This window comes from Streptomyces sp. NPDC013455 (genome assembly GCF_040632975.1).
Taxonomy (GTDB): Bacteria; Actinomycetota; Actinomycetes; order Streptomycetales; family Streptomycetaceae; genus Streptomyces.
The window spans coordinates 56,175-78,478 of the sequence record NZ_JBEYCX010000001.1 but is presented as its reverse complement, the minus strand read 5'-3'; the positions used below and the strand labels follow the sequence as shown (position 1 = coordinate 78,478).

The 22,304-nt window shown below is 74.0% G+C and carries 18 protein-coding genes; 12 read left to right on the top strand and 6 right to left on the bottom strand.

What is annotated here, in order from left to right; translation table 11 throughout:
* Positions 1 to 38 precede the first annotated feature (38 nt).
* Positions 39 to 2,765 (top strand): DNA polymerase I, encoded by a 2,727-nt coding sequence (gene polA, locus ABZ576_RS00330; protein ID WP_360733909.1) that lies wholly within the window; start codon positions 39 to 41, stop codon positions 2,763 to 2,765.
* Between the two features lie 751 nt (positions 2,766 to 3,516).
* Here polA and ABZ576_RS00325 read toward each other — a convergent pair.
* On the bottom strand, positions 3,517 to 4,386 hold the full coding sequence (locus ABZ576_RS00325) for a DUF4184 family protein (RefSeq protein WP_360733907.1): 870 nt from the start codon (positions 4,384 to 4,386) through the stop codon (positions 3,517 to 3,519).
* Between the two features lie 318 nt (positions 4,387 to 4,704).
* Here ABZ576_RS00325 and ABZ576_RS00320 point away from each other — a divergent pair, with 318 nt between their 5' ends.
* On the top strand, positions 4,705 to 6,471 hold the full coding sequence (locus ABZ576_RS00320; RefSeq protein ID WP_360733904.1) for a lytic transglycosylase domain-containing protein: 1,767 nt from the start codon (positions 4,705 to 4,707) through the stop codon (positions 6,469 to 6,471).
* Positions 6,472 to 6,636: 165 nt separating this feature from the next.
* On the opposite strand, the gene hrpB is transcribed toward ABZ576_RS00320, so the two are convergent.
* A complete protein-coding gene (gene hrpB, locus ABZ576_RS00315) occupies positions 6,637 to 9,162 on the bottom strand; it encodes an ATP-dependent helicase HrpB (RefSeq protein ID WP_360733902.1) in 2,526 nt (841 codons plus the stop codon).
* 252 nt (positions 9,163 to 9,414) lie between these two features.
* Positions 9,415 to 10,266, bottom strand: coding sequence for a class I SAM-dependent methyltransferase (locus ABZ576_RS00310; protein ID WP_360735479.1), 852 nt, complete (start codon positions 10,264 to 10,266; stop codon positions 9,415 to 9,417).
* 371 nt (positions 10,267 to 10,637) lie between these two features.
* Here ABZ576_RS00310 and rpsA point away from each other — a divergent pair, with 371 nt between their 5' ends.
* From rpsA to ABZ576_RS00290, 4 genes are all read left to right on the top strand, one after another.
* Complete coding sequence (gene rpsA, locus ABZ576_RS00305; RefSeq protein ID WP_009322963.1) at positions 10,638 to 12,131, top strand: 30S ribosomal protein S1; 1,494 nt, start codon at positions 10,638 to 10,640, stop codon at positions 12,129 to 12,131.
* Positions 12,132 to 12,546: 415 nt separating this feature from the next.
* Complete coding sequence (locus ABZ576_RS00300) at positions 12,547 to 13,485, top strand: PAC2 family protein (protein ID WP_360733899.1); 939 nt, start codon at positions 12,547 to 12,549, stop codon at positions 13,483 to 13,485.
* A gap of 193 nt (positions 13,486 to 13,678) precedes the next feature.
* Positions 13,679 to 14,365, top strand: a complete 687-nt coding sequence (gene coaE / locus ABZ576_RS00295; RefSeq protein WP_360733896.1) for a dephospho-CoA kinase — start codon at positions 13,679 to 13,681, stop codon at positions 14,363 to 14,365.
* 49 nt (positions 14,366 to 14,414) lie between these two features.
* Positions 14,415 to 14,795 (top strand): tetratricopeptide repeat protein, encoded by a 381-nt coding sequence (locus tag ABZ576_RS00290; protein WP_360733893.1) that lies wholly within the window; start codon positions 14,415 to 14,417, stop codon positions 14,793 to 14,795.
* Positions 14,796 to 14,971: 176 nt separating this feature from the next.
* On the opposite strand, the gene ABZ576_RS00285 is transcribed toward ABZ576_RS00290, so the two are convergent.
* Positions 14,972 to 15,277 (bottom strand): DUF6343 family protein, encoded by a 306-nt coding sequence (locus tag ABZ576_RS00285; RefSeq protein ID WP_360733891.1) that lies wholly within the window; start codon positions 15,275 to 15,277, stop codon positions 14,972 to 14,974.
* A 217-nt stretch (positions 15,278 to 15,494) separates the two neighbouring features.
* On the opposite strand from ABZ576_RS00285, the gene ABZ576_RS00280 reads away from it, so the two are divergent.
* The 3 genes from ABZ576_RS00280 (at position 15,495) to ABZ576_RS00270 (ending at position 16,967) form a co-directional block, all read left to right on the top strand.
* Positions 15,495 to 16,187, top strand: coding sequence for a class I SAM-dependent methyltransferase (locus tag ABZ576_RS00280; protein WP_360733890.1), 693 nt, complete (start codon positions 15,495 to 15,497; stop codon positions 16,185 to 16,187).
* An 89-nt stretch (positions 16,188 to 16,276) separates the two neighbouring features.
* Positions 16,277 to 16,732: a DoxX family protein gene (locus ABZ576_RS00275; RefSeq protein WP_360733889.1), complete on the top strand. Its 456-nt coding sequence runs from the start codon at positions 16,277 to 16,279 to the stop codon at positions 16,730 to 16,732.
* Between the two features lie 100 nt (positions 16,733 to 16,832).
* On the top strand, positions 16,833 to 16,967 hold the full coding sequence (locus tag ABZ576_RS00270) for a hypothetical protein (protein ID WP_360733886.1): 135 nt from the start codon (positions 16,833 to 16,835) through the stop codon (positions 16,965 to 16,967).
* 105 nt (positions 16,968 to 17,072) lie between these two features.
* Here ABZ576_RS00270 and ABZ576_RS00265 read toward each other — a convergent pair whose 3' ends face one another.
* Positions 17,073 to 17,792 (bottom strand): RNA-binding S4 domain-containing protein, encoded by a 720-nt coding sequence (locus tag ABZ576_RS00265; RefSeq protein WP_360733883.1) that lies wholly within the window; start codon positions 17,790 to 17,792, stop codon positions 17,073 to 17,075.
* A 142-nt stretch (positions 17,793 to 17,934) separates the two neighbouring features.
* On the opposite strand from ABZ576_RS00265, the gene ABZ576_RS00260 reads away from it, so the two are divergent.
* Positions 17,935 to 18,633, top strand: coding sequence for a uracil-DNA glycosylase (locus tag ABZ576_RS00260; protein WP_360733881.1), 699 nt, complete (start codon positions 17,935 to 17,937; stop codon positions 18,631 to 18,633).
* A gap of 179 nt (positions 18,634 to 18,812) precedes the next feature.
* On the opposite strand, the gene ABZ576_RS00255 is transcribed toward ABZ576_RS00260, so the two are convergent.
* Positions 18,813 to 19,232: a RidA family protein gene (locus tag ABZ576_RS00255; protein ID WP_360733878.1), complete on the bottom strand. Its 420-nt coding sequence runs from the start codon at positions 19,230 to 19,232 to the stop codon at positions 18,813 to 18,815.
* A 252-nt stretch (positions 19,233 to 19,484) separates the two neighbouring features.
* Between ABZ576_RS00255 and ABZ576_RS00250 the strand changes: the two genes are divergently transcribed.
* The gene (locus ABZ576_RS00250) at positions 19,485 to 20,252 is read left to right on the top strand and encodes a nucleotidyltransferase domain-containing protein (RefSeq protein WP_360733875.1); all 768 of its coding nucleotides are present in this window, start codon (positions 19,485 to 19,487) and stop codon (positions 20,250 to 20,252) included.
* 159 nt (positions 20,253 to 20,411) lie between these two features.
* On the top strand, positions 20,412 to 22,301 hold the full coding sequence (locus ABZ576_RS00245; RefSeq protein WP_360733873.1) for an FUSC family protein: 1,890 nt from the start codon (positions 20,412 to 20,414) through the stop codon (positions 22,299 to 22,301).
* Positions 22,302 to 22,304 lie beyond the last annotated feature (3 nt).

The window sequence follows — 22,304 nt, the reverse complement described above, 5'->3', positions numbered from 1 at the left end:
GGACCGGACTGTCGGTGGGGCGTGGCAGGATCGGGTGCGTGGCAGAGACAGCACCGAAGCAGACCGACAAGACCCCCGGCGGCACCCGTCCCCGGCTGATGCTCATGGACGGGCACTCGCTGGCCTACCGCGCGTTCTTCGCGCTGCCCGCGGAGAACTTCACGACCGCGACCGGCCAGCCGACGAACGCGATCTACGGCTTCGCGTCGATGCTGGCCAACACGCTGCGTGACGAGGCGCCCACGCACTTCGCGGTGGCCTTCGACGTCTCCCGCAAGACGTGGCGTTCCGAGCGGTTCACCGAGTACAAGGCGAACCGTTCCAAGACGCCGGACGAGTTCCGTGGCCAGGTGGAGCTGATCGGCGAGCTGCTCGACGCGATGCACGCACCGCGCTTCGCTGTCGAGGGCTTCGAGGCGGACGACGTCATCGCCACGCTGGCCACCCAGGCCGAGGCCGAGGGCTTCGAGGTCCTGATCGTCACCGGCGACCGCGACTCCTTCCAGCTGGTCACCGAGAACACCACGGTGCTCTACCCGACCAAGGGCGTCTCGGAGCTGACCCGGTTCACCCCGGAGAAGGTCTTCGAGAAGTACGGCTTGACGCCCGCCCAGTACCCCGACTTCGCGGCCCTGCGCGGCGACCCCTCGGACAACCTCCCCGGCATCCCCGGCGTCGGCGAGAAGACCGCCGCGAAGTGGATCAACCAGTTCGGCTCCTTCGCCGAGCTGGTCGAGCGGGTCGAGGAGGTCAAGGGCAAGGCCGGGCAGAACCTCCGCGACCACCTGGAGGCGGTCAAGCTCAACCGCGTCCTCACCGAGCTGGAGCGCCGGGTCGAGCTGCCGAAGTCGGTCACCGACCTGGAGCGGGCCCCGTACGACCGCAAGGCCGTCGCGATGGTCCTGGACACCCTGGAGATCCGCAACCCGTCCCTGCGCGAGCGTCTCTTCGCGGTCGACCCGGGCACGGAGGAGGCCGAGGCCGCCCCCGTCACCGCCGACGGCGTGGAGATCGACGGCCGGATCCTGCACACCGGCGAGCTGGCTCCCTGGCTCGCCGAGCACGGCGCCGCGACCCTGGGCGTCGCCACGGTCGGCACCTGGGCGCTGGGCACCGGCTCGGTCGCCGAGGTCGCCCTCGCCGCGGCCGGCGGAGCGGCGGTCTGGTTCGACCCGTCGGAGCTGGACGAGGCCGACGAGAACGCGTTCGCGGCCTGGCTGGCCGACGCCGACCGCCCCAAGGTGCTGCACGACGCCAAGGGCGCCATGCGCGTCCTCGCCGAGCACGGCTGGAGCGTCCAGGGCGTCACCATGGACACCGCGCTCGCCGCCTACCTGGTCAAGCCGGGCCGTCGCTCCTTCGACCTGGACGCGCTGTCCCTGGAGTACCTGCACCGCGAGCTGGCCCCGGCCGCCGTGGCCGACGGCCAGCTGGCCTTCGGCGCGGACGAGGGCGCCGAGGCCGAGGCCCTGATGATCCAGGCCCGCGCGGTCCTCGACCTCGGTACCGCGTTCGAGGCGCGCCTGGCGGAGGTGGGCGCCGCCGACCTGCTGCGGGACATGGAGCTGCCCACGTCCGCGCTGCTCGCCCGCATGGAGCGGCACGGCATCGCGGCCGACCGCGCGCACCTCGAAGCGATGGAGCAGATGTTCGCGGGAGCCGTGCAGCAGGCCGTGAAGGAGGCGCACGCGGCGGCCGGCCACGAGTTCAACCTGGGCTCGCCCAAGCAGCTCCAGGAGGTCCTCTTCGGCGAGCTCGCCCTGCCGAAGACGAAGAAGACCAAGACCGGCTACACCACCGACGCCGACGCCCTGGCCTGGCTCGCCACCCAGACCGACAACGAGCTGCCGGTGATCATGCTCCGGCACCGCGAGCAGGCCAAGCTGCGGGTCACCGTCGAGGGCCTGATCAAGACCATCGCGGGCGACGGCCGTATCCACACCACCTTCAACCAGACGGTGGCCGCGACCGGACGCCTGTCCTCCACGGACCCCAACCTCCAGAACATCCCGGTCCGCACGGACGAGGGCCGGGCGATCCGCCGCGGCTTCGTGGTCGGCGAGGGGTTCGAGTCCCTGATGACCGCGGACTACAGCCAGATCGAGCTGCGCGTGATGGCCCACCTCTCCGAGGACGAGGGCCTGATCCGTGCCTTCACCTCGGGCGAGGACCTGCACACCACGGCCGCCTCCCAGGTGTTCGGTGTCGAGCCCGGCGCGGTGGACGCGGAGATGCGGCGCAAGATCAAGGCGATGTCGTACGGCCTGGCCTACGGCCTGTCCGCGTTCGGCCTCTCCCAGCAGCTCAACATCGAGGCGGCCGAGGCCCGATCCCTGATGGACGCCTACTTCGAGCGCTTCGGCGGGGTCCGGGACTATCTGCGCCGCGCGGTCGACGAGGCGCGGGCGACGGGGTACACGGCCACGCTGTTCGGACGCCGCCGCTACCTCCCCGACCTCAACAGCGACAACCGCCAGCGCCGCGAGGCGGCCGAGCGGATGGCCCTCAACGCGCCCATCCAGGGCACGGCGGCGGACATCGTGAAGATCGCCATGCTCAAGGTGGACGGCGCGCTGCGGGACGCGGACCTCAAGTCCCGCATGCTCCTCCAGGTCCACGACGAAATCGTCCTGGAGATCGCCCCCGGCGAGCGTGCGGCCGCGGAGGAGATCGTCCGCCGCGAGATGGCGGGCGCCGTACAGCTGAGGGCTCCGCTGGACGTCTCGGTGGGCGTCGGCCCCGACTGGGAATCGGCGGCCCACTAGCCCGCCCGGCAGGCGAAGGGGGCACCCGCCCGACCAGGGCCACGCCTCCTTCGCCCCCCTTCGCCCTCCTTTTCCCCGGCCGACGGCCGGATGCCCACCCACCCGCCACGACGATGCGCCGGTCCGGCCTGCTGCGCCTCCCACAAGCGCCGGCCCGGCCTGTGGCGCCTCCCCCCCCCCCACCCCGCGAGACGGCCCCCGCCGACTGCGCGGCCCGGGGGCCGAGAAGCCGGTGGTGCCTCCCGCGAAGCGGCCCCCGCCGGCCGCACGGCCCGGGGGTGAGAAGCCTGCGGCGCCTCCCACGGAACAACCCCCGCCGGCAGCCCACCCCGGGGGGCGAGAAGCCGGCGCCGTCCCGGAGGGCCCGTCACTCTCGTGGCCCCCGTCAGAACGCCCGCCACCCCCCGCAGCCGCAACACTGCGGGCATGGGTATACGCATGCTTCACCGCCGGACGCCCCAGGCAACCGCCGGAGCCTGGGCGGACACCGCCTCGGCGCAGGCCATGCCCGCCGCGCCGGTACCGGCCCTCGCGGCCGACGCAAGCACCGCCCGCATCCCCGCCGACCCGGCCGCCGCCGTCCGCAGGGTCACCGGACATCTCCGGCGAAGACTCGCCCGCCACCCGGTTCCCACCCCCGACTGGCGCCAGTGGGCCGACGTGGCCCGCAGCTACCTCACGCTCGCCCTCACCGCGATCCCGCGCCCGAGCCCGCGCCGCCGTCCCACCCTCACGGTCTTCGTCGCCCCCCTCACCGAGCGACCGGCCGCCCGAGGCTCTCACCGACGGCCTCACCAGGACCCCCGGGCTCCCCGGGACCAGCGGCCGGACGCCACGCCCTGACCCCGACGGCGTACAGCAGCAGCCCCGGGACCAGCCCGGCACCGGCGCCGAAGCAGACGGTGGGCACCAGCTCCCACGGCCGCGCGGCCGCACCCGGGTCCCCCCACCACTGCGCCGTCCGCTGCGCCGCCCCGGCCAGCGCGCAGCCACCGATCACCGCGAGCGCCCCCCACCGGTCCCGCACGGACAGCACCGGCACACCCGCCGGTGCCGTGTCCGGCGCCCGCCGCAGCGCGCGCACCACGAACACCGCGATGGCCACGGCGCCCGCAGCGGACGTGCCGTACTGGAGCCAGGTGAACAGCGGCACGCCCCCGGGCCGGTACCGGCCGATGGCCGGAATCAGCCGGGTACCCCACCGGTCGTGGTGCGTGAAGGCGTCCCACACCACATGGGTGAGCGCGCCGAGGACCGCCGAGCCGTACCACCACGCCACCGTCACCGCGCGCACGCGCGCGCGGGGCGCACCGCAGCGCAGCAGCGCGGCCGGCCGGCCCTGCCGCCCCCGCGGCAGCAGCGCGAGCAGCGGCTCCCGGACCAGCAGCCACAGCCCCGTGAGCGCCCAGGCGATGAGCGCATCGACCGTGGCCACCCCGGCCGGGGCGTGCGTGACCGTCCCGAACTCCATGCCGCCCGGCAGGACACCGGCCGCGTAATAGGGCAGGTCGGGGGCGAAGGACCCCGCGACGAGCACCGCGGGCACCAGCCGGCCCCGGCCGCCGCCGTCCCGGCGGATCGCGGGCAGCACGGCTGCGGCATGGCTGAGAGTGAACGGCAACGAAGCCCCCCGGAACGGTCGACGGCCCGACTCCGGCACCGGTGATCGGGTCCGCCCAGTATGCGGGGGCCCCGCCCGGGGACGTTCACGGCAACGACAGTTGGCCAACCGGTGAAATGCGGGGGCGAACGGGTCCCCGTTCACGGCAAGTTGTCGTAGGGTCACCTCCGTCGCCGTGCCGGGTGCGCGGTCGAACGCACATCGCACAGATGGAAAGGCGGAACAGGGGCAACCAGAGCACCGGGTCAACCGTCACACCAGAGCGAGGCAGACAGACGGAGACGGACGCCTTGGGCGTCCACGGGAGGGGTTCACTCTATGGCGGCGCATTTCGGCAGGCGGCTCCGCAAGGGAGCGGCGACCACCGCCGTGGCCGCGGCAGCGGTCGCGGCGCTCTCCGCGTCCCAGGCCCCGGGAGCGACCGGCGACGAGCACGACAGACCGACGACGGCCGGTGCCACCACCCCCGCACCCGACGCGTCCGCGGGCAACGCCACCGGCGACTCGCCCTACTACACGGACCTGCCGCCGCTGAACAGCCCCGACCCGAGCCCCTCGTCGAGCGGCGGCACCTCCGTCTCCCGGGGCGGCGCCGAGGCCGGCATCCCGGCGACGGTCCTCGACGCCTACAAGAAGGCCGAAGCCGAACTCCGCGCCGCCAAGCCCGGCTGCAACCTGCCCTGGCAGCTGCTCGCCGCCATCGGCAACGTCGAGTCGGGGCAGGCCCGCGGCGGGCAGGTCGACGCGAACGGCACCACACTGCACCGGATCCTGGGCCCGCAGCTCGACGGCAACGGCTTCGCGCTCATCGCGGACACCGACGACGGCGCCTACGACGGCAACAGCACCTACGACCAGGCCGTCGGCCCCATGCAGTTCATCCCGTCCACCTGGGCCTGGGCCGGCCGCGACGGCAACACGGACGGCAAGAAGGACCCCAACAACGTCTACGACGCCGCGCTCGCCGCCGGCCACTACCTGTGCCGCTACGGCTGGGACCTCTCCGACGAGGCCGACCTGCACAGGGCCGTCCTCAGCTACAACAACTCGCAGGACTACCTCAACCTGGTCCTGAAGTGGATGGAGTACTACCGCAAGGGCGGCCACTCCGTCCCCGACGGCACCGGCAGCGTGCCCGGACACCGCAGCGACGACGGCTCCCACCGCACCACGTACCCCAGGCCCTCCGACCCGCCCCGCACCAAGCCGGTCCCGAAGCCCGACAAGCCCGGTCACGGCAACGGCGGCGGCGACAACGGCGGGAGTGGCAACGGCGGGAACGAGACGCCCGCCCCGAAGCCGCCGAAGCCGCCCGTCCCGCCGACCCCCCCGACCCCGCCGGCCCCGCCCTCCACGACCGACCTGGTCGACCACCTGGAGGGCATGGGCACCGGCAAGCTCACCGCCATGGCCGGCGACGCCTTCACCGAGCCGATCGGCGTCCGCGCCGAGAGCAAGGTCGGCAAGTCCCTCGCCAAGGTCAGGATCCGCTTCACCATCACCGGTGACACGGACGCCGCCTTCGCCGGCGGTGAGACCGTGGCCACGGTCGCCACCGACGCCAAGGGTGTCGCCCTCGCCCCGGCACTCCGGGCCGGCGAGAAGACCGGCGACTTCAAGGTCACCGCGGCCGTAGTGGGCCGCAGCGTCAAGGGCGTCGACTTCACCGCCACGGTCACCGCCCGCGCCGCCGACACCCTGGCCCGCACCGGCGACACCCCGCTGACCTGCACCCCGGGCGGCGAGTTCGCCGACCAGGTCAAGGTGAAGGCGACCTACAAGGGGGCCGCGGCGGACAAGGTCGCCGCCACCGCCACCCTGATCAAGTCCGCGGACGACGCCACGGAGAACGACAAGGGCCCCTTCTTCAAGGGCGCCGACGGCAAGGCCCTGCGCACCCTCACCGGCCTCCGGACGGACGCCGACGGCCTGCTCACACTGCCGAAGCTGTACGCGGACGACGCCACCGGCACCTTCCTGCTCCGCATCACCACCACGGGCGGCGCGACGCTCACCGTGGAGCTGACGGTCGAACCGGCCGCCACCACGCAGACCCCGGCCCCGAGCCCGTCCGCCTCCTCCTGAGGCCCCGCACCACGAACGAGGGCGCCCTCTCCGCTCCGGCGGAAGGGGCGCCCTCGTCGGTGCGCGCACCGCTGTCCTGCTCCCACGCGCCCGTTGCCGCGGTGCCGCACCTGACGGGCCGTCAGGACCTGGTCGCGTTCCCGGCTCAGGCGCGGACCGAGCCGGTCAGCGCCTGAGCCGGGCGTTGGTGTGCCGGGTGGGCTCGGCGGTCGCCGGGTCCTCGGGCCACGGATGCTTCGGGTACCGCCCGCGCAGCTCCGCCCGCACGCCCTGGTACCCGTCCTTCCAGAAGGACGCGAGGTCGGCCGTGACGGCGGCGGGCCGTCCGGCGGGGGAGAGCAGGTGCACGAGCAGCGGCACGCCCGCCACGGCCGGCGTCTCCCGCAGCCCGAACATCTCCTGCAGCTTCACCGCGAGTACCGGCCGCTCCGGATCCTCGTAGTCGATCCGGATCCTGGACCCACTGGGCACCGTGATCCGCTCGGGCGCCAGCTCGTCCAGCCGGCCGGCCTCCCCGCTCGCCCAGGGCAGCAGCCGCGCGAGCGCCTGCCCGGCGTCGATCCGCGCGAGATCGGACCGCCGCCGGGCCCTGCCCAGCTCCGGCTCCAGCCACTCGTCCACGCGCGCGTGGAGCGCCGCGTCCGACACGTCCGGCCACGGCCGGCCGAGGCGCGCGTGCAGGAACGCGAGCCGCCGGCGCAGCGCCTCCGCCTCCGGCGACCACCGCAGCAGCCCCAGCCCCTCCTGACGGAGCCCGTCGAGCAGGGCGGCGCGCACGAGGGCGGGATCGGCGTCCTTCAGCGGCCGTACGGCCAGCTCGATCGCCCCCAGCCGCACGACGTGCCGGGCCACGACCTCCCCGCCGGCCCAGTGCACCTCGTCGCGCTCGGTGAGCAGCGCCCCGGCCGCGGCGAGCGCCACCTCCTCCGGCACGGCGGCCCCGAGCCGCACGCGCGCGTGCCCCTTGCCCGGCGGCCGGTCCGCCACGGCCACGACGATCCAGTCGGCGCCCCGCAGCGCCGACCCCTCCGCCGGCTCGGCCCGCGTCCCGGAGGCCATCAGGTACGAACCGCCGTCCAGCCGCGCCACACGCTCGGGAAAGGCCAGCGCGGCGACGAGCCCGGCGAGCCCGTCGTCACCGCCGCCCGGCCCGGCCCCCGCGGTCGCACCGGTCCGGCGGTCACCGACGGGCGGGCCGGAGGACTCCGCCGCGACGGCCCGCAGCCGCCGCACCTCCGCGGCCCACCGCCCCGCGTAGGCGTCACCACCGCCGCGCGCCCGTCGCAGGGCGTCCGCCAGATCGTCCCCGTGATCACGCGGCACCTCCTCGGAGAGCAGGGCCACGACCGGGGCGCCCGCACCGGACGTGTCCAGCAACGCCCGCCCGAGCCGGGGGTGCACCCCGAGCCGGGCCAGCCGCACGCCGACCCGCGTGGCCCGCCCGGCGGCGTCCACCGCCCCGATCGCCGTCAGGGTGGAGCGCGCCGCGGCCATCGCCCCGGCCGGCGGCGCGTCCAGCAGCGCCAGCCCGGCGGCGTCGGGATCGCCCCAGCAGGCCGCCTGAAGGGCGAACGCGGTCAGGTCGGCCACCTTTATCTCCGGCGCCGGGAAGGCCGGCAGACGGCCGTCCTCGGCCTCCGCCCAGCACCGGTAGACGGCGCCCGGAGCCTCACGCCCGGCCCGGCCCGCCCGCTGCCGCCCGGCGGCCCGCGACGCCCGTACCGTCGTCAGCCCGCTCAGCCCCCGCGCGTGATCCACCCGCGGCTCCCGGGCCAGCCCCGAGTCGACCACCACCCGCACCCCCGGCACGGTCAGCGACGACTCCGCCACGGACGTCGCCAGCACCACCCGGCGCCGCTCCCCGCCCGCCAGCACCGCGTCCTGCACCGCGGCCGGTGCCCGCCCGTGCACCTGGAGCACGTCGACGCCGCCTGCGTCCCCCAGCAGGCCCGCCACCCGCGCGATCTCGCCCACGCCGGGCAGGAAGCACAGGACGTCCCCCTCCCGCTCGGCCAGCGCCCGCCGCACCACCGACGCCACGTGCGCAAGCAGCGCCGGATCCACCCGCATCCCGTGCGGCGGCCGTACCGGACGGGCCGGAGGAGCCCACACCACGTCCACCGGATGGGTCACGCCCGTCGCCTCGACCACCGGGGCCCCGCCGAGCAGCCTCGCCCACCCCTCGGCGTCCGTGGTCGCCGACGCGGCCACCAGCCGCAGCTCCGGCCGCAGCGCCTGCCGGACGTCCCACAGGAACGCGGCCGCCGTGTCGGCGTCCAGGTGCCGCTCGTGGCACTCGTCCGGGACCACGACGTCCACCCCGGCCAGCTCCTGGTCGCGCTGGAGGCGTTGCAGCAGCACGCCGGTCGTCACGACCTCCACGCGCGTGTGCGGCCCCACGGCCCGCTCGCCGCGCACCGTGAAGCCGACGCTCCCGCCGGGCTTCTCGCCCAGCAGCCACGCCATGCGCCGGGCCGCCGCCCGCGCCGCGATCCGCCGCGGCTCGGCCACCACCACCCGCCGCGCGGCACCGTCCCCGACCAGCCCGGCGAGCACGAGCGGCACCAGCGTCGTCTTGCCGGTGCCGGGCGGCGCCACCAGGACGGCGGTGCCGGCACTCTCCAGGGCGTCGGTCAGGGCGGGCAGCGCGGAGCGCACCGGCAGTGCGTCCAGAGCGTCGTAACGGATCACGCCCCCAGTGTCGTACGACGGCGAGAACGGCCCCCACACGCGTGCCCGCCGGCCGGACCTCGCCTCGCCCTCACGCGCGCGTGAGGTCCGGCCGGACGGCGCGCCTCAGCTCTTGCGCGTACGCGCGCGTGACGGCCGGCCGGACCGCGCCTCCGGCCTTGCTTACGCGTACGCGCGCGTGCCCGCCGGCCGGCCTCGGCCCCTCTCCCGGGGGCGGCCGGCAACGCCCTTCCGGGCTCGCCCGGGGCCCTCTCAGTCCCCGTCCGGGGACGCCCCCGTCCCGCTCCGCTCGCAGACGAAGATCGCCGTGCCCGGGATCAGGTTGCCGCGCAGAGGCGACCAGCCGCCCCACTCGGAGGTGTTCCAGGCCGGCCACTCCGGCTCCACCAGGTCCACCAGCCGGAATCCGGCGGCCACGATGTCCCGGACCCGGTCGCCGAGCGTCCGGTGGTGCTCCACGTAGACCGCGTGGCCCCGCTCGTCCTGCTCGACGTAGGGCGTGCGGTCGAAGTACGACGCGGAGACCGACAGCCCCTCGGGACCCGGCTCGTCCGGGAACGCCCAGCGGATCGGATGGGTCACCGAGAACACGAACCGCCCGCCCGGCCGCAGCACCCGGCGCACCTCGCGCAGCACCAGCCGCGGGTCGGCCACGAAGGGCAGCGCCCCGTAGGCGGAGCACGCCAGGTCGAAGGAGCCGTCCGCGAAGGGCAGCGCGCCGGCGTCCGCGCAGATCAGCGGAAACGATCCGCCGATCCGCAGCGCGTGCTGCAGCTGGCGGTGCGAGATGTCCAGGGCCACCGGGTGCGCGCCCTGGGCGGCCAGCCAGCGCGCGCACTGCGCCGCGCCCGCGCCGATCTCCAGGACCTCCTTGCCCTTCAGCTCCGCCGGCGAGCCGAGCAGGCCCGCCTCCGCCTCGTCCAGGCCCTCCGGCCCCCACACGAAACGGTCGTCGCCCAGGAAGGTGCCGTGCTCGGTCTGGTACTCGTCCGCGTTGCGGTCCCACCAGCCGCGGTTGGCCCGCGAGCTCTCCGTGACATCCGCCTCACGCCGGGTGGCTTCCGGCTCGGGCCCCTCGTGCTCGTACGTTTCCGGCTCTTGGATGATCGGCTCCCTCGTCGTACTCTTCCGTCCAACCCGCCCGGGGGCTCACGGAAGGAATCCCCGGGTCCGTACGGCCTGTCGGGACGTTTTTCCGGCCGGGTATGCGGCGATCCGCCCCGGCTGTGCGCCTTCGCGCATTGACCCCGTCCGGCTGCCCCCGTATGCTACAAGTTGCGCTGCGGGCCTGCGCACCTCAGACGTAGCAGGCTGCGCTCGCATCTGTTGTATGTCCCCTCGGTTGTCGAGGCGCCATCGGGCACCCGGTGCTCAATGTGGCGCTTCCTTGGCTGTCCGGCTTCATCAGAGCGAAACGGGCTCCCGGCGTAAGCAGTACCTACGACTTCAATGTCCGTACCGGAGCCCTTTCCCACATGACGAGCAGCACCGAGACCACCGCCACCACCCCGCAGGTAGCGGTCAACGACATCGGTAACGAGGAAGCATTCCTCGCCGCGATCGACGAGACGATCAAGTACTTCAACGACGGCGACATCGTCGACGGCGTCATCGTGAAGGTCGACCGGGACGAGGTCCTGCTCGACATCGGTTACAAGACCGAAGGTGTCATCCCGAGCCGCGAGCTCTCGATCAAGCACGACGTCGACCCGAACGAGGTCGTCGCCGTCGGCGACGAGATCGAGGCCCTGGTCCTCCAGAAGGAGGACAAGGAAGGCCGCCTGATCCTCTCGAAGAAGCGCGCCCAGTACGAGCGTGCCTGGGGCACCATCGAGAAGATCAAGGAAGAGGACGGCATCGTCACCGGTACCGTCATCGAGGTCGTCAAGGGTGGTCTCATCCTCGACATCGGCCTCCGTGGCTTCCTGCCGGCCTCCCTGGTCGAGATGCGCCGCGTTCGCGACCTTCAGCCGTACGTCGGCAAGGAGCTCGAGGCCAAGATCATCGAGCTGGACAAGAACCGCAACAACGTGGTCCTGTCCCGCCGTGCCTGGCTCGAGCAGACCCAGTCCGAGGTCCGCCAGACGTTCCTCACGACCCTCCAGAAGGGTCAGGTCCGTTCCGGTGTGGTCTCCTCGATCGTCAACTTCGGTGCCTTCGTGGACCTGGGTGGCGTCGACGGTCTGGTCCACGTCTCGGAGCTGTCCTGGAAGCACATCGACCACCCGTCCGAGGTCGTCGAGGTCGGCCAGGAGGTCACCGTCGAGGTTCTCGACGTGGACATGGACCGCGAGCGCGTCTCCCTGTCGCTGAAGGCGACCCAGGAAGACCCGTGGCAGCAGTTCGCCCGCACCCACCAGATCGGTCAGGTCGTGCCCGGCAAGGTCACGAAGCTGGTTCCGTTCGGTGCGTTCGTCCGCGTGGACGAGGGCATCGAGGGTCTGGTCCACATCTCCGAGCTGGCCGAGCGCCACGTGGAGATCCCGGAGCAGGTCGTCCAGGTCAACGACGAGATCTTCGTCAAGGTCATCGACATCGACCTCGAGCGTCGTCGCATCAGCCTCTCGCTGAAGCAGGCCAACGAGTCCTTCGGTGCCGACCCGGCCTCGGTCGAGTTCGACCCGACCCTGTACGGCATGGCCGCGTCCTACGACGACCAGGGCAACTACATCTACCCCGAGGGCTTCGACCCCGAGACCAACGACTGGCTCGAGGGCTACGAGAAGCAGCGCGAGGAGTGGGAGCGCCAGTACGCCGAGGCGCAGTCCCGCTTCGAGCAGCACCAGCAGCAGGTCATCAAGTCCCGCGAGGCCGACGCCGCTGCCGCGGCCGAGGGCGGCGAGGCTGCGGCTCCGGCCGCTTCCGGTGGCGGCTCGTACTCCTCCGAGGGTGCGGACACCTCCGGTGCCCTGGCCTCGGACGAGGCGCTGGCCGCGCTGCGCGAGAAGCTGGCCGGCGGCCAGAGCTGATCGCAGCCGCTGAGGCTCAGTAGGCAGACAGCCCCGAGGGGCCGCACCTTTCGAGGTGCGGCCCCTCGGGCGTTCGCGGGGACGGTGCGGGGTGCCCGGGGGCGGTGGCCGGGCGTTCGGACGGCGGGCCGTTCAGGGGGTCACCGTCATGTTGGCCAGACCCTGCCCACCCTCGCCCATCCCCCTGCCGCCGTTGCCGGTGTCGTAGATACCGTCCAGTACGAGGCGCCGTATCCCCGGCGTTTTCATTCATGAACGGGGAACGGTTCCGTGCACGTCGATGGCCGTGAAGGTACGGACCAGGTGACGGTCCGTCAAAGTGTCCGGCATGAGATCGCAGATCAGCCGCGTGTCGCGGGAATTCCCCCGTTTCAGGGGGCGTTGTCGGAGAGGAACACGAGGAGGAGCGGTCACAGTGCTTGATCCGCAGGGTTTGTACGCATGGGAGCCGAAGGGCCTCGCCGTGGTCGACATGGCGCTCGCCCAGGAGTCGGCCGGCCTTGTCATGCTCTACCACTTCGACGGATACATCGACGCGGGGGAGACCGGCGACCAGATCGTCGACCGGCTGCTCGACTCGCTGCCCCACCAGGTCGTGGCCCGGTTCGACCACGACCGGCTCGTGGACTACCGGGCCCGCCGGCCCCTGCTGACCTTCAAGCGGGACCGCTGGTCCGGCTACGAGGTCCCGGCGATCGAGATGCACCTCGTACAGGACACCACCGGCGCCCCGTTCCTGCTGCTGTCCGGCCCGGAGCCGGACGTGGAGTGGGAGCGGTTCGCGGCGGCGGTCCGGCAGATGGTGGAGCGCCTCGGCGTACGCCTGTCCGTGAACTTCCACGGCATCCCCATGGGCGTCCCGCACACCCGCCCGGTGGGTCTGACCCCGCACGGCAACCGCGCCGACCTCATCCCCGGCCACCGCAGCCCCTTCGACGAGGCGCAGGTGCCCGGCAGCGCCGAGTCGCTGATCGAGTACCGCCTCATGGAGGCCGGCCACGACGTCCTGGGCGTCGCCGCGCACGTCCCGCACTACATCGCCCGCTCCGCGTATCCGGACGCCGCCCTGACCGTCCTGGAGGCCATCACGGCCGCCACCGGCCTCGTCCTGCCCGGTGTCGCGCACGCACTGCGCACGGACGCGCACCGCACGCAGACCGAGATCGACCGGCAGATCCAGGAGGGCGACGAGGAACTGACCGTGCTCGTGCAGGGCCTGGAGCACCAGTACGACGCCGCGGCGGGCGCCGAAACGCGCGGCAACATGCTCGCCGAGCCCGTGGAGATCCCGTCGGCCGACGAGATCGGGCGGGAGTTCGAGCGCTTCCTGGCGGAGCGCGAGGGCGACAACTAGGGCGGGTCACCGGGGACCGGAGCGGAGGCGCCGGGGACCAGGAGCCTGGAGAGTGCTGTCGGGCTGTCGGGCTGTCGGGCTTGGGACTGTGCGGCGACCGCTGTCCGAGGCGGGTCTGCCGGCGGGGTGGGGGCTGTCGGCGGGCCGGGGGCTGTCGGCGGGCTCGCCGGTACCAGGGCCTAAGCTTCCGCTCATGCTGACAGTGGGCCTGACCGGCGGGATCGGCGCCGGCAAGAGCGAGGTGTCGCGGCTGCTCGTGGAGCACGGGGCCGTGCTGATCGACGCGGACCGCATCGCGCGCGAGGTCGTGGCACCCGGCACCCCCGGTCTCGCGGCCGTGGTGGACGCCTTCGGACCGGACATCCTCGCCGCCGACGGCAGCCTGGACCGCCCCCGGCTCGGCTCGATCGTCTTCGCCGACCCCGACAAGCTCGCCGTCCTCAACTCGATCGTGCACCCCCTGGTGGGCGCGCGCTCGCGCGAGCTGGAGAGCGCCGCGGCCGAGGACGCCGTGGTCGTCCACGACGTACCGCTGCTCACCGAGAACGGCCTGGCGCCGCTCTACGACCTCGTGGTCGTCGTCGACGCGAGCCCCGCGACCCAGCTCGACCGGCTGGTACGGCTGCGGGGGATGACCGAGGAGGACGCCCGCGCGCGGATGGCCGCGCAGGCGACGCGCGAGGAGCGCCGGAAGATCGCGGACATCGTGATCGACAACGACGTACCCCTGGACACGCTGAGGCAGCGCGTCGCGGAGGTGTGGGAGGACCTCGCCCGCCGGGCCAGGCAGGCACCGGGTCCGGGTCAGGGGAACGGCCCGGGGAAAGCCGGTCAGGACGGCCCCGGGAAAACCCCGGGGAACGGCCCGGGCGCGGAATAGCGGCCGAGCGTGGGGCGTTGAAGTCCTGGAGCAAGGGAAGGACTCTGCCGTGCCCGAGACCAGCGGTTCCACCGGACGTACTCCGGAAACGCATGTCATCGACTTCCGTGCAGCCGAGCAGCTGCTCAACGCACGGGACCCACGGGGCGCGGTGAAGCTGCTCGACGGAGTCATCGCCGCCCACCCCGAGAACACCGCAGCCCGGCTGCTCCGCGCGCGTGCCTTCTTCGCCGCGGCGCAACTGCGCCCCGCCGAACTCGAATTCACCATCGTGCTGGAGCGCGAACCGGACAACGCGTTCGCGCACTTCGCGCTGGCCCGCACGTATGAACGCCAGGGCCGCCCCGACCAGGCCAAGCGTCACTTCCGACTGGCGGCCGCACTCGACCCGAACCCGGAGTACCTGAAGGCGGCACGCTTCGACGGGTGACGGGTGACGGGTGACGGGTGACGGGTGACGGGTGACGGGTGACGGGTGACGGGTGACGGGTGACGGGTGACGGGTGACGGCTTGTGGCTGCCAGCTTGCGGCTGCGGGCGCGGGAGGCGGGGCGGGGCTACGCACCGTAGCGGACAGGGGCGCGAGGGACAGGGGCGGGCGAGAGGTCAGGGATGGCCGCGTCCGGGTGGCCCCGGCCGCCCGGGGTACGGCGGTCCGTCGTCCGGCGGCCGGTAGGGCGGTACGCTCCGGCCGGGCTGGTAGTGCGGGCCCTGCCGGATGTGCCGGAGGATCACGGCCATGTCCACGGTGACCAGCAGCCACAGCACCCCGCAGGCCGCAGCCCACCCCGGGCGTCCGGCCAGCGCGAACGCCACCGTCCCGAAGGCCGCCCAGAGCAGCCCCCACACACTCAGCCAGAACCGCGTCCGCAGAGCGCTGCGCGCGGTCGCCGGTTCGTTGCCTGTACGCATCGCAACACCACTCCTCCCAGCAACGTACCCTTCGAGGCCGAGGGGCACCAACGCCTGATGAAAGCGGCGCCGTGGAGCGGGCGGTCGGGGATCACTTGCGGGCGGGCGGCCACTGGTACACCAGGCACGGATGGTTCCCGTTCCGGGCTGAATAGCTCGAACGAGTGAACTGGGTGAGGGTGGGAACGGGTGTGCGGGAGCGGGCCGTTGTGCGGGCATGAGGATCGAGATGCGCGAAGGGTACGAGGGCACGGGACCGGGCGCGATCACCCCGGACGGCTGCGCGGTCGAGTTGTACTCGCGCCTGCCGGTGGGTGACGAGCCGGACGTCATCGCCGCGGCGGTACCGGCCGGGGCGCACATCCTGGAGCTGGGCAGCGGGGTCGGCCGGGTGACCCACCCGCTGCTGGAGCGCGGCTTCCGGGTCACGGCGGTGGACGAGTCCGCCGAGATGCTGGCCCGTGTCCGCGGGGCGCGCACGATATGCAGCGCCATCGAGGACCTGGACCTGGACGAGAAGTTCGACGTGGTGATGCTCGCGTCGTTCCTCGTGCACGCCGGTGACGAGGAGGTGCGCAGGGGCCTGCTGCGGACCTGCGTCCGGCATGTGGCGGAGGGCGGCTGTGTGCTCATCCAGCGCGAGGGCGCGGACTACCACACCAACGTGCCCAGGGAGCGGACCGATCCGAGTGGTTTCACCGTACGCATCTCCTCGCTGGAGCCGGCCGGGGACGGGGCGGACACGGTGCACGCGGAGTACGTGTTCCCGGACGCGGTCTGGACGCAGACGTTTCTGTCCAGACCCCTGACGAAGGAGCAGTTCGAGTCGGTGCTGGCGGAAGCGGGACTGGAGGTGGACACCTATCTCACGCCGGACGGGATATGGGTGCGGGCAGTGCCCATGACCTGACCGAAGTCGGCTCGGACAGCGATGAGTTTCCCGTCACCGGCCGGTCTGCCCCGGTGAAAGCAGCCGGGACCGCTTCACCAGGAGACCCCATGTCCGAGACCACCGCCGCCCCCGTCACCTCCACGACGTCCACGGCCTCCACCGGCACGCTCACCGGCCGGGCGCGTGGAGCGCGGATCGCCCTGCGGGTCGTGCAGACGCTGCTCGCCCTGTTCTTCGGCATCGCGAGCGCCCTGCCCAAACTCATCGCGCACCCGTCGGCCGTCGAGTCCTTCGACCGGATCGGCTGGGGCAGCGCGGCCATGTACACCATCGGGGTGCTCGAACTCGCCGGTGCGGTGGCGCTGTTGATACCCGTGCTCCAGTCCGTGGCGGCACTAGCCCTCGGTGCACTCATGGTGGGGGCGTTCACCGTCCAGCTCACCGCGTTCGACGGCCAGAACGCGGCGACCCCACTCATTTTGATGGCACCACTCGCCCTGATCGCCTGGACCCGCCGCGCACACAACGCAGACCTGCTGCGGCTGCTGCCGAGCCGACGGTGACCCCGCGGCCGGCGCCGGCTGCCACCGTCACCGCCAACCGTCGCTTCAGTCGGCCCGCACACGGGCCCGGCTGACGGCGGTGGCAGGCGGTGGTGGGGGCATGCCTCTCGGGAGCGGGAGCCAGGAGCTGAAACGCTGGGGGCTGAAAAGCTGGGGGCTGAAACGCTGGGAGCTGGAGCTGGAGCTGGAGCTGGAGCTGGGAGCGGAGCTGGCAGCTGAGAGCTGGGAGTCGTGAGCTGGAAAGCCTCTGCCCCTACCCCGTCAGCTCACCGCCCGCGGGCCCGGCCGCCGCGGCCGCTCGATCCGCCGGTGCCGGCAGGGCCGCCGGAGGCCCGCCGAGTCACCCCAGGGTGCCGCGTCCTCCACGCCGGCCGGACTTGCTCGTGCCGCCCCGGCCGCCGGTGCCGCCCCGGCCGCCGGTGCCGCCCCGGCCACCAGTCCCGGCGCGGCCGCCGGAACCGCCCGGGCCGGTCAAGCCGCTGGAGCCGCCCAAGCCGCCCGGGACGGCGCCCGGGCCTGCGAGGCTGCGGAGGCGTTCGATCTCGCGGCGGTCGCGCTTGGTCGGGCGGCCGGTGCCACGGTCGCGGAGGCCGGCGGGGGCGACGGCCTCGCGGGGCGGAGGCGGAGGGGAGTTGTCGATGTAGCACTGGACGGCCACGGGCGCGCCGACGCGCTTGCGGATGAGGCGCTTGACGATCACGACCCGTTCCCGGCCCTCGTGCCGGAGCCGGACCTCGTCACCGATGCGCACGGAGTAGGCGGGCTTCACCCGATCGCCGTTCACATGCACGTGTCCGCCCCGGCAGGCGGCGGCTCCCAGGGAGCGGGTCTTGATCAGGCGGACGGCCCAGATCCAGCTGTCGATGCGGACGGTCTCGCCGTTGGCGGGCCCGGCGGCCTCGGCGGCGGCCACCGCGGCGGCGATCCTGGGATCCAGCGGCTGCTCGGAAGGGGCGGCCTGGTGCGGCCGGTCGGAAGGGGCGGCGCTCGTTCCGCCCGGTCCGCCGGTCACGTCGCCGGTCTCACGGTCCACGTTCTCGTCCGCATCCTCGGAAGCCATGCCCCGACCTTAACCCCAGGGGCCCGTCGAGCCGGACGCCTTTTCCGGCACCCCACACGGCACGGCCGCGCGCCTCCACGACCCCGCACACCCGGCCACACCCAGCGCATTCAGCCGGGCGTCAGGGGCATACGGTGACGGTATGGACGACAGCAGCGGTCTCGCCCGGCTCGACCGGCGCGTCGCCGACTGCCGGGCCTGCCCCCGGCTGGTCGACTGGCGCGAGGAGGTGGCCCGTACCAAGCGGGCGGCGTTCGCCGACTGGTCGTACTGGGGGCGGCCGGTGCCCGGTTTCGGCCCGGCCGATGCCCGGTTGCTGATCATCGGGCTGGCCCCGGCCGCGCACGGTGGGAACCGCACCGGGCGCATGTTCACCGGCGACCGCTCGGGAGACGTGCTCTACCAGGCGCTGTACGACGTGGGGCTCGCCTCGCAGCCCACGTCGGTCAGTGCCGGTGACGGTCTGGAGCTGTACGGGGTGCGCGTCACCGCGCCCGTGCACTGCGCTCCGCCCGCCAACAAGCCGACCCCGGGTGAACGCGACACCTGTCGTCCCTGGCTGGTCCAGGAGCTGAGGCTGCTCCGGCCGACCCTGCGGGCCGCGGTCGTGCTCGGCGCCTTCGGCTGGCAGGCCGCGCTGCCCGCGTTCGCGGAGGCCGGCTGGACCGTGCCCCGCCCCCGACCGGCCTTCGCGCACGGCACCCGGGTCGCACTCGACGACCTGGACCTCTTCGGCTGCTTCCACGTGAGCCAGCGCAACACCTTCACGGGCCGGCTCACCGCCGAAATGCTGCGCGAGGTGCTGCGCACGGCGGCGGAGGCGGCCGGGCTGGCGCCGTAGCGGGCGGGCTGGCGCCGTAGCGGGCGGCGCGAGCGCCCGGCCGGCACGGGCCGCGGGCTCCGCTCAGCCGGCGGGCTCGGCACCGGCGTCGGCCGCCTCGGCGCCTCCCTCCCCGCGCGTTCTTCCTGGCTCCCTCCCCGCGCGTTCTTCCTGGGCTCCCTCCCGCCCAGGCGTCAGCGTCACCGGTCGCCGTCTCCCCGCTCCGGCACCACGGCCGTCGCCGTGATCTCCACCAGCTGTCCGGTGTACCCGAGACAGGCGACGCCGAGCAGTGTGGACGAGTGCGGCCCCCGGCTCAGGCCGGACGCCTCGACCACCTTCCACACCTCGGACAGCGTCGCGGGCTCGCTGCCGACCACGTACACCTCGGTCGTGAGCACGTGTTCCACGTCACTGCCGGCCGCGCGCAGTTGTTCGCACAGGTTGGCGATCACCTGCTCGGCCTGGCGTACGGGGTCCCCGGGGCCCACCAGCTCGCCGTCGGCGTTGAGTGGCACCGCTCCGGCGAGGAACGCCAGCTTCGTGCCGGCTTCCACGACGGAGGCGTGGGAGTAGGTGGGCGGAGGGAAAAGGGCGGGAGCGATGACGCGCCGGATCACGGGAACGTTCCTCCAAGGGGCGGCGGACGACCTCCCGATGATCGGCCTCCGCCCCCCTGATCGCATGCGAATTACGCGGCGGGGGTACGTGCGGACGACGCGCCCTCGAGAGGCGTCGATCACGGGAGTACGTGCGGACGACGCGCCCTCGAGAGGCGTCGATCACGGGAGTGCGTGCGGACGGCGCGTCGCGAGTCGTCGTCCGCGCGAAATCGCGAGTGGACCCCGTCGGGCGTGCGCCAGGCTGAGCGCATGCCCCTGTCTCCCGACGCGGACTTCCTCGCCGCCACCGCCGACCGTCTGGCCGCCCTCCCCGCCGTCCGGGCCGTGGCCCTCGGCGGCTCCCGCGCCGAAGGCACCCACCGCCCGGACAGCGACTGGGACCTGGCCGTCTACTACCGCGGCCCCTTCGACCCGGACGACCTGCGCGCCCTCGGCTGGCCGGGCGAGGTCTCGGACATCGGCGGCTGGGGCGGCGGGGTGTTCAACGGCGGCGCCTGGCTGACCGTCGACGGCCGCCGGGTCGACGTGCACTACCGGGACCTGGACGTCGTGGAACACGAACTCGCCGAGGCGGAGCAAGGCCGTTTCCGAGTGGAACCACTGCTGTTCCACCTGGCCGGGATCCCCAGCTACCTGGTCGTCGCCGAGCTGGCGCTCAATCGGGTCCTGCGCGGCGAACTCCCGCGCCCGGCCGGATACCCGCCGGAACTGCGCCGCACGGCCGCCGCCCGCTGGTCCGGCACCGCCCGGGCCACCCTCTCCTACGCCAAGGCCCACCACGCCCCCCGCGGCCGCCTCACGGAGACCGCCGGCGCCCTCGCCACAGCCGCCACCCACTGCGCCCACGCCGTCCTCGCGGCCCGCGGCGCATGGGTGACCAACGAGAAGCGCCTGCTGGAGCGGGCCGGGCTGCGCGGCATCGACGCGGTGGTGGGCGCGCTGCGGGCCGACCCCGGCGCCCTCACCGACGCCGTGGCCGAGGCCGAGGGGATCATCGACCGGGCATTGCACTCGTAGAGGCGTTGCGCATTGCGTTCATAAAGAACCCCGCCCGCCGGGCAGCTTTCACCTCCCCGAAACGTGAGCGTGCGCCATGCCCGGGGAACGCGATCTACCGTAGGGACAGTCGTCCCCAGCCCACCGGCCACCGTCGTCCGAAGGCGCACCCGCCCTCGTATGAACAGGAGCCCTGTGACCCGGTTCGCCGTGCCCGTCTGGCTTGCCCACGCCTTCCGCGCCCAGCGCGGCCCCGTGCCCTGGAGCGCGGTGTGCCGGGGAGCGCTCGCCGCCGGCCCGTTGCTGCTCCTCGGCGTGCTCGCCGGGCGCACGGCCGGCGGGGTGCTCGCCGCGATCGGGGCGATGCTCGCCGGTATCAACGACCGGCCCGGCAGCCGGCGGGCGTCCGTGCACCGGCTGGGCGTGCCCGCGCTGGCCGGGACGCTCGGGCTGCTCGTGGGGACGTACGCCGGACAGGGGCTGGCCGCCGTACCGCTGACCCTGGCGCTCACCGCGCTGGGGCTGGTCGCCGGTGGCGTCAGTGCCGTCGGGCCCGTCGCCTCCGCGGCCGGCACCCAGCTGCTCGTCACCGCCGCCATCGGCGCCGGAATGCCGGCGGCCGAGAGCGGCTGGCAACGGGCCCTGGCCTTCCTGGCCGGCGCCGGCTGGCTGCTGGTGCTGCGGCTCGCCCTGCCCACCCCCGGTTCGCTCGCCGGGGACTTCCGGTTCGACGGCGAGCGGGCGGCGGTCGCCGACGTGTACGAGGCGATCGCGGCGCTGGTCGAGGCCGTGGGCGGCCCGCGGGCCGGCGCCCGGCGGGCCGCGCTGACCGCCGCGCTCGACCACGCCCAGGACGCCCTGGCCGGGCCCCGGCTCCGCCCGCACGCCGGTTCCGCCGCCGAGCGCCGGCTGCACGCCCGGTTCGCCGCCGCCCTGCCCCTCGCCGAGGCCGCCACCGCCCTGTACTGGGCCGGTGAGCCGGTGCCGGCGCGGGCGGCCGAGGGCCCCCGGCGGCTGGCCGCGGCCGTCCGCGGCGACACCGGAACCGGCCCGCTGCCCGCGCCCCGCCTCCCGCGGGGCCGGCCGCGTTCGCGTGAGGGGAACCCCACGGCCCCCGCGCTGCGCGCCCTGGACGACGCCCTGCTGCGCGCCGCCGTGTCCTTCGACCGGGGCGAGGGCGCCGAGCGCGGGCTGCTCGGCCGCCGCCGGGACGTCCGGCAGGCGCTGCGGGCCGCGCTCGGCGCCGGCGGACGCGAGTACGGGCTGCGCGTCGCCCTCTGTTTCGGAGCCAGCGTCGCCATCGCCCAGGCCCTGCACCACACCCGCTGGTACGGGCAGCACACGCACTGGTACTGGCTGCCCGTCACCGCCGTCTTCCTCGTCAAGCCCGACCTCGGTCCGCTCGTCTCACGGGTGCTGTGCCGGGCCGCCGGGACCGTGCTCGGCGCCCTGCTCTTCGCCGGCTTCGCCGCGCTGCTGCCCCGTCCGGCGGGGCTGATCGCGCTGGTGGCGGTGTGCGGCGCCCTCATACCGGTCGCCATCCGGCACTTCGCCGCGCTCACCGCCGTCGTCACCGTCCTCGTCCTCGCCCTGGTCATGGCCGGCGGGGAACCGCAGGCCTCGGCCGGCCGGATCGGCGAGACCCTGCTGGCCTGCGCGCTCGTGCTGGTCGTGGGGCATCTGCCGATGCCGGGGGAGCGGGGCGGCGGGGTACGGGACCGGCTCGCGACGGCCGGCGGCGCCGCGCACGTCTATCTGCTGCACGTCCTCGGCGAGTCCGGCGACCGCGCCGAGCGCTGGGCGCTGCGCCGGGAGGCGTACCGCACCCTCGCCGAGGCCCGTACCGCGATCGCGCTCGCCGCCGCCGAGCTGCCCCCGCTCGCCCGGCACACCGAGGGCACGGACGCCGTCGCCGAGGCACTGGAACGGCTCGTCGACACCACCACGGCCTGCGCGGTGCACCTCGACGACACCGGCCGGCTCACCCCCCGGCACCTGCGCCGGCTGCGGGAGGCGCTGGGGGAGCTGGAGCGGCGCGGCGTGCGGGTACCGCTGCCGGCCGCCGCGTAGCCG

Excerpts from the sequence above, each read along its gene's own strand:
- ABZ576_RS00320 (WP_360733904.1), top strand. The coding sequence starts at position 4,705 with ATGGCGGCGCATTTCGGCAGGCGGCTCCGCAAGGGAGCGGCGACCACC.
- rpsA (WP_009322963.1), top strand. The coding sequence starts at position 10,638 with ATGACGAGCAGCACCGAGACCACCGCCACCACCCCGCAGGTAGCGGTC.
- coaE (WP_360733896.1), top strand. The coding sequence starts at position 13,679 with ATGCTGACAGTGGGCCTGACCGGCGGGATCGGCGCCGGCAAGAGCGAG.
- ABZ576_RS00285 (WP_360733891.1), bottom strand. The coding sequence starts at position 15,277 with ATGCGTACAGGCAACGAACCGGCGACCGCGCGCAGCGCTCTGCGGACG.
- ABZ576_RS00280 (WP_360733890.1), top strand. The coding sequence starts at position 15,495 with ATGAGGATCGAGATGCGCGAAGGGTACGAGGGCACGGGACCGGGCGCG.
- ABZ576_RS00275 (WP_360733889.1), top strand. The coding sequence starts at position 16,277 with ATGTCCGAGACCACCGCCGCCCCCGTCACCTCCACGACGTCCACGGCC.
- ABZ576_RS00270 (WP_360733886.1), top strand. The coding sequence starts at position 16,833 with ATGCCTCTCGGGAGCGGGAGCCAGGAGCTGAAACGCTGGGGGCTGAAA.
- ABZ576_RS00265 (WP_360733883.1), bottom strand. The coding sequence starts at position 17,792 with ATGGCTTCCGAGGATGCGGACGAGAACGTGGACCGTGAGACCGGCGAC.
- ABZ576_RS00260 (WP_360733881.1), top strand. The coding sequence starts at position 17,935 with ATGGACGACAGCAGCGGTCTCGCCCGGCTCGACCGGCGCGTCGCCGAC.
- ABZ576_RS00250 (WP_360733875.1), top strand. The coding sequence starts at position 19,485 with ATGCCCCTGTCTCCCGACGCGGACTTCCTCGCCGCCACCGCCGACCGT.
- ABZ576_RS00245 (WP_360733873.1), top strand. The coding sequence starts at position 20,412 with ATGAACAGGAGCCCTGTGACCCGGTTCGCCGTGCCCGTCTGGCTTGCC.